This is a genomic window from Hymenobacter agri (assembly GCF_054778495.1).
On the sequence record NZ_BAAGZM010000309.1, the window covers coordinates 1 to 6,086 of the forward strand.

General features: G+C 62.1%; 8 protein-coding genes and 1 other RNA gene. 2 read left to right on the forward strand and 7 right to left on the reverse strand.

Features of this window, described 5'->3' with window-relative positions; translation table 11 throughout:
- From ACYVDE_RS14415 to ffs, 5 genes are all read right to left on the reverse strand, one after another.
- Window positions 1–315: glycosyltransferase family 2 protein (locus tag ACYVDE_RS14415; protein WP_460502244.1), on the reverse strand; the 315-nt coding region annotated here is incomplete at its 3' end.
- A complete protein-coding gene (locus ACYVDE_RS14420) occupies window positions 315–1,004 on the reverse strand; it encodes a cell division ATP-binding protein FtsE (RefSeq protein ID WP_460502245.1) in 690 nt (229 codons plus the stop codon). The genes ACYVDE_RS14415 and ACYVDE_RS14420, both read right to left, overlap by 1 nt.
- Window positions 1,005–1,008: 4 nt before the next feature.
- Window positions 1,009–1,212, reverse strand: a complete 204-nt coding sequence (locus ACYVDE_RS14425) for a fructose-6-phosphate aldolase (RefSeq protein ID WP_460502246.1) — start codon at window positions 1,210–1,212, stop codon at window positions 1,009–1,011.
- A gap of 88 nt (window positions 1,213–1,300) precedes the next feature.
- The gene (fsa, locus tag ACYVDE_RS14430) at window positions 1,301–1,957 is read right to left on the reverse strand and encodes a transaldolase family protein (protein ID WP_460502247.1); all 657 of its coding nucleotides are present in this window, start codon (window positions 1,955–1,957) and stop codon (window positions 1,301–1,303) included.
- A gap of 179 nt (window positions 1,958–2,136) precedes the next feature.
- Window positions 2,137–2,234, reverse strand: an RNA gene (gene ffs, locus ACYVDE_RS14435) — signal recognition particle sRNA small type.
- A gap of 229 nt (window positions 2,235–2,463) precedes the next feature.
- Here ffs and guaA point away from each other — a divergent pair.
- Window positions 2,464–3,999 carry a glutamine-hydrolyzing GMP synthase gene (gene guaA, locus ACYVDE_RS14440; RefSeq protein WP_460502248.1) on the forward strand — a complete coding sequence of 512 codons (1,536 nt, stop codon included), beginning with the start codon at window positions 2,464–2,466 and terminating at the stop codon, window positions 3,997–3,999.
- A gap of 172 nt (window positions 4,000–4,171) precedes the next feature.
- Window positions 4,172–4,870, forward strand: coding sequence for a type 1 glutamine amidotransferase (locus ACYVDE_RS14445; protein WP_460502249.1), 699 nt, complete (start codon window positions 4,172–4,174; stop codon window positions 4,868–4,870).
- 101 nt (window positions 4,871–4,971) lie between these two features.
- Here the strand turns inward: ACYVDE_RS14445 and ACYVDE_RS14450 are convergent, their stop codons facing one another.
- Together ACYVDE_RS14450 and ACYVDE_RS14455 are read right to left on the reverse strand one after the other, a co-directional pair.
- The gene (locus tag ACYVDE_RS14450; RefSeq protein WP_460502250.1) at window positions 4,972–5,160 is read right to left on the reverse strand and encodes a hypothetical protein; all 189 of its coding nucleotides are present in this window, start codon (window positions 5,158–5,160) and stop codon (window positions 4,972–4,974) included.
- A 719-nt stretch (window positions 5,161–5,879) separates the two neighbouring features.
- The coding region (locus ACYVDE_RS14455; RefSeq protein WP_460502251.1) for an HD domain-containing protein at window positions 5,880–6,086 on the reverse strand (207 nt) is incomplete at its 5' end.

Below are 6,086 nucleotides of genomic sequence, written 5' to 3' on the forward strand. Positions count from 1 at the left end.
AAACTGCGCGTTGGGCAAGCGGCTGTCGTTGTCGAGCAGCAGCAGCCACTCGTGCTGCGCGCTGGTGGCCAGCTGGTTGCGAATGGCGGCGCGGCCGATGTTCTGCGGTAGCTCGTGGTAGCGCACGCCGGGCAGCGCGGCCAGGGGGCGGTTCCGTTGCCGGGTGTTTTCAGTCGAGCCATCGTCGAACAGCAGGATTTCGACCGGGCCCGGCCAGTGCAGGACCTGCGCGAGCAGGGCCCGCGTGAGGTCGCTCACTTCGCGCTGGTACACCGGTATCAGTACCGACAGGCCAACGGTAGCTTCCGGCTTCATTAGCGCGCCATGGGGCTGCGCGCCGAGTCGAGCAGTTCGCCGTCTTTACAGGTGAGCACGCGGTGGGGGTACTGCTCGATGAGCTGGAAGTTGTGCGTGGCCATCAGTATGGCCGTGCCGGCGTTGTTAATCTCGCCAAACAGCTGCATGATGCTGGCCGACACGTCGGGGTCGAGGTTGCCGGTGGGTTCGTCGGCGAGCATCAGCACGGGCTCGTTCAGCATAGCGCGGGCGATGACCACGCGCTGCTGCTCGCCACCCGAGAGGCGGTGCGGCAGGCGGTTGGCGGCCCCGCTCAGGCCCACGCGCACTAGCACGTCGGTAATGCGCTGCTGCTTCTGCGACTTGCCTTTCCAGCCGGTGGCGTTCAGCACGAACATCAGGTTTTCGGCCACCGTGCGGTCGCCCAGCAGTTGGAAATCCTGAAATACGATGCCCAGCCGGCGGCGCAGAAACGGCACCTTGCTGGCCGGCAGCTTTGGCAGCGTATAGCCGGCCACCGTGCCCTGGCCGCTGAGTAGCGGCAGGTCGGCGTACAGCGTTTTCAGCAGCGATGACTTGCCCGAGCCGGTGCGGCCGACCAAGTAGGCGAACTCGCCCTTTTCGAGCGAAAACGTCACGTTCTGCAACACCGCCTGCTGCTCCTGCATGATGATGGCATCGTGCAGCTCAATCACATTCTCAACCATACGCTTACAAGTTCAGCGGCTGCAATTTGCCAAATTCCAGGCCCGAAATCACGCCCGCCAGCGCTTCTTCCTTGCCTTCGAGGCCGTAGCGGTGCAGGTCCTTCAGCGGCCGGTCGGCCCGGAAGTAGGCGATGAGCACGAAAGCCTCGTCCCGCAGCTGGATGTAGTCCGGAATCTTGGCCTTGCCTTTTACTTTGATGATGTACACGGCGGAAAGTTTTAAGCGTTGAATGCTGAGGGTTGAGTTGTCCGTCAAACGAGGAGCTTGGCAGTCATTCAACCCTCAACATTCAACCCTAAGAATTTACTTTTTTGTGGTCGGCCAGGAAGGTGGCCAGGCCCTTATCGGTCAGCGGATGGCTGAGCAGGCCGTTGATGACGCTGAGCGGGCAGGTCACCACGTCGGCGCCGATTTCGGCGCACTGGATGAGGTGCGGCACGTGGCGCACCGAGGCGGCCAGCACTTCGGTGGGGTAGCCGTAATTGCTGAAAATCTGCACAATCTGCTCCACCAGCTGCAGGCCGTCAGCGCCGATATCATCCAAACGACCCACGAAGGGCGACACGTAGGTGGCGCCGGCTTTGGCGGCCAGCAGGGCCTGGCCGGCGGTGAAAATCAGGGTGCAGTTGGTTTTGATGCCCTTGTCGGCGAAGTATTTGATGGCCTTCACGCCGTCCTTAATCATGGGCACTTTCACCACGATGTTGGGGTGCAGGTCGGCCAGGGCCTCGCCCTCGCGCACCATGCCGTCGAAATCGGTGGCAATCACTTCGGCCGACACGTCGCCGTCGACCAGCTCGCAAATCTGGCGGTAGTGGGCCATCACGCCATCAATGCCCTTGATGCCCTCTTTGGCCATGAGCGAGGGGTTGGTAGTTACGCCATCGAGGACGCCCAGCTCCACCGCTTCGCGGATTTCGGCTAGGTTGGCGGTGTCGAGGAAGAATTTCATTGGTGAGCTATTAGCTGTTGGCTATTAGCTGTTAGCTCTTTGGCTGAGCAACGAGAAAAAGCTAACGGCTAACAGCTGCCAGCTAACAGCTAATACGAAAAAGAATCGGCCCCAAAGCTACTCAATGGCCCGCCAAGTTGCAGGGTTGAAGCAGCATCGGGGCCGACGCGAAAAGACAAAAAAAAGCAAGCCAAAATCGCACCGCTACAACCACCTACCCTTGCTACCTTCCGGTCCTGGGGGAGTTCAGCAGGAGCTGGTCGTTCTGACTTGCCGCTGCAAAGGTAAGCACGGATTCGGCGGATTCCGCACGGATTTCACGGATTTTGTGGTCGGCGGGTGCGATTACGTGGGCTGGAAGAATGATAAAAGGCTGATTGCATTGGGAATGACGGGTGCGGCCGGGGGCTGAAAAATATTTTGCGGTATGGCCAATCGTGCACAAAATCCGATAAATCCGCGCGGAATCCGACGAATCCGTGATTATCCGGGAGTACTTTTGCGGCATGGAACGACTTATCATCCTTGATTTCGGCTCGCAGTACACGCAATTGATAGCCCGGCGCATCCGCGAATTGCACGTGTTCTGCGAAATTCACCCCTACACCCACGCCTCGAAACTCGTTCTCAGCGACGATATTCGGGGCGTTATTCTTTCCGGCTCGCCGTGCTCGGTGCGCGATGCCAACTCGCCCAATCCCGACCTGAGCCATATTCTCGGCCGGGTGCCGGTGCTGGGCGTGTGCTACGGCGCGCAGCTACTGGCCCAGCAGGGCGGAGGCGAAGTCATGCCGGCCACCATCCGCGAGTATGGCCGGGCTCGGCTATCGTCGCTCGATGCCGCCTCACCGCTGCTCGATGAGATGCACGTCGATTCGCAGGTCTGGATGTCGCACGGCGACACCATTCAGCGCCTGCCGGCCGGTTATAACATCATTGCCAGCACGCCCGAGGTGGCGGTGGCTGCCTTTAAAATTGAAGGCCAGGACACCTACGGCATCCAGTTTCACCCCGAAGTAACGCACTCGACCGAAGGCAAGCTGCTGCTGCGCAACTTCGTGGTCGACATCTGCCAGTGCGCGCAAAGCTGGACGCCCGACCACTTCGTGACCTCGGCCGTGGAAGCGTTGCAAGCCACCATCGGCCCCGACGACCAGGTGATTCTGGGCCTCTCGGGCGGCGTGGACAGCAGCGTGGCAGCCCTGCTGCTGCACCGCGCCATCGGCCCGCGCCTGCACGGCATCTTCGTGGATAACGGCCTGCTGCGACAGGATGAATTTGCCAGCGTGCTGAAGGCCTACGAGGGCTTGGGCCTGAACGTAACCGGCGTGAATGCCGCGCCGGAGTTCTACGCTGCGCTGGCCGGCATCAGCGACCCCGAGGGCAAGCGCAAGGCCATTGGCCGCACGTTTATCGAGGTGTTCGACCGCGAGGCGCAGAAGGTGCAGGGTGCGCGCTGGCTGGCCCAGGGCACCATTTACCCCGACGTGATTGAGTCGGTGTCGGTGCACGGCTCGTCGGTCACCATCAAGAGCCACCACAACGTGGGCGGCCTGCCCGAGAAGATGAACCTGAAAATTGTGGAGCCGCTGCGCATGCTCTTCAAGGATGAGGTGCGCGAGGTAGGCGCGGCCTTGGGCCTGCCCGGCGAGATTCTCAACCGCCACCCGTTCCCCGGCCCCGGCCTGGGCATCCGTATTCTCGGCGACATTACGCCCGAGAAAGTGGACCTGCTGCAGCGCGCCGACGGCGTATTCATCAACCTGCTCAAGCAACACGGCCTCTACGAGCACGTGTGGCAGGCGGGCGCCATGCTGCTGCCCGTGCAAAGCGTGGGCGTGATGGGCGACGAGCGCACCTACGAGCGGGTGGTGGCCCTGCGCGCCGTAACGAGCGTGGACGGCATGACCGCCGACTGGGCGCACCTGCCCTACGATTTCCTGGCCGAGGTGAGCAACAAGATTATCAATCAGGTGCGCGGCATCAACCGCGTGGTATACGATATTTCGAGCAAGCCGCCGGCGACGATTGAGTGGGAGTAAGCTGACAGGTAATTCAATAATCCAGAACGTCATGCTGAGCTTGTCGAAGCATCTCTACTGCAATAGTAAATGATTACGTTGCGCGGTAGAGATGCTTCGACTGTGCTCAGCATGACGTTCTAATTTTGCCAACTCTATCGTAAAAACCATGCGCTTTCACTGCCTCCAACACATGCCCCACGAAGGCCCCGGCCACGCGGCCGACTGGCTGGCGGCGCACGGGCATTCGCTTTCGTTTACGAAGCTATTTGAGCCCGACCCGCAGTTTCCGGCGCTGAGCGAGTTTGACGCGCTGCTGATTTTGGGCGGCGCGATGAGCGTGCACGACGAGGACCGGCTACCGTGGCTGCGGGCCGAAAAAACCTTCATCCGTGAAGCGCTGCGGGTAGGCAAGCTGACGCTGGCCATTTGCCTGGGGGCGCAGCTGGTGGCCGAGGCGCTGGGCGGCGAAGTGCGGCCCAACCACGCCCCGGAAATCGGCTTCTGGACGGTGCGGTTTTCGGCGAAGTCGCTGGAGCACCCGTTGCTGCGCGGGTGGCCCGAGAAGGCGGCGGTGCTGCACTGGCACCTCGACACGTTTACGGTGCCGCCGGGGGCGCTACGGGTGGGCATGTCGGCGGCCACAGCCACGCAGGGTTTTGTGTGGGGCGACGGGGTAATTGGCCTGCAGTTTCACCCCGAAATGACGGTGCCGATGGTGGAACAGCTCATGGCTGACGAAAACCACGAGCAGGCTGCGGAGGAGGAGTTCGTGCAGACGGCGGAACAGATTCGCGCCATGCTGAAATCAGTGTGGAAGGGGCGCAAGCTGCTGGAGGCGCTGCTGGAGAATCTGGTGGCGGTGCATGAGGAAGAGGGAAGACTCGCCTGATTAGGAAAATAAACAACGGTCATGCGGATTACTGCTGCGGTAGAGATGCTTCGACTGCGCTCAGCATGACCGTTCTGTTATTGATTATTGCTGTTGACGTTCTAGAACCCCTTCGGCAGCTCAATCCCTTTAATCGTCTTGTATAGGCTCAGCGCGTGCTGGTCGGTCATGCCGGCCACGTAATCGGTGAGGAGCAGGATTTGCTCGTAGGCGGAGGCGCCGGCTTGCGGGCCGATGGCTCGAGTAGCTTGCGGGAGCGGTGGTTGCTTTTTGCGTCGAAGATGGCGCATAGGAAGGCGTCGAGCAGACCTCCGAGCACCTCGAAGCCAGCCGCTTCGATTTCGAGCACCGGGCGCGAGCGGTAGAGCTTATCGACGCTCAAGCGCTGAATTTCTTCGAGGTACTCGTAGCCGCTGAGCTCCTTCACCAGCGAGGCATCGTAGGTGCCGGCCAGGATGGCGGGCGCGTGCCCGGCGAAGCGGGTGGCGGTTTCGTCGACAAGCTGGCCAATGAGGGTGGCGCGCAGGTAGCCTAATTCTTCTTGCCAGTCGCGCCACTGCAGGCCACCGCTGCTTTTGGGGCGGGCGTGGGGGGCGGCGGCGCGCAGGTCGCGCATGAGCTGCAGGCCGCGCTCGTGGTCGATGAGGCCGAGCTTGAGGCCGTCTTCGAAATCAATGATGCGGTAGCAGATGTCGTCGGCGGCTTCGACCAGAAAGGCCAGCGGGTGGCGGTGGTGGAAGCCGGCCTCGGCATCTTTGGCCCGCAGGCCTAGTTCTTCGGCCACGAGCTTGAAGCGCGGGTTTTCGCTCTGGAAGTGGCCGTATTTCTTTTCGCTGGCGCCGCCCTGCCGGCGGGCGTCGGGGATGAGAGAGGGGCGCGGGTACTTGGTGAACGCGCCGAGCGTGGCGTAGGTGAGGCCCAGCCCGCCCGAGCCGCTGCTGAGCGCTGGGTAGGTGTGGGTGAGGATGCGGAAGCCGGCGGCGTTGCCCTCGAAGTGCTGCAAATCGGCCTACTGGGCAGCGCTGAGGCCGGTGATGAACCGCTCAGCGGCGCGGCTGGCGAAGTAGGCCGAGATGGCATCTTCGCCAGAGTGGCCGAAGGGCGGGTTGCCGATGTCGTGTGCCAGGCAGGCAGCGGCCACGATGTCGCCGCAGTCCTGGGCGAAGTCGGGCAACTCGGCGGCGAGGTCGGGGGTGGCTTCGAGTACGCGGCGGGC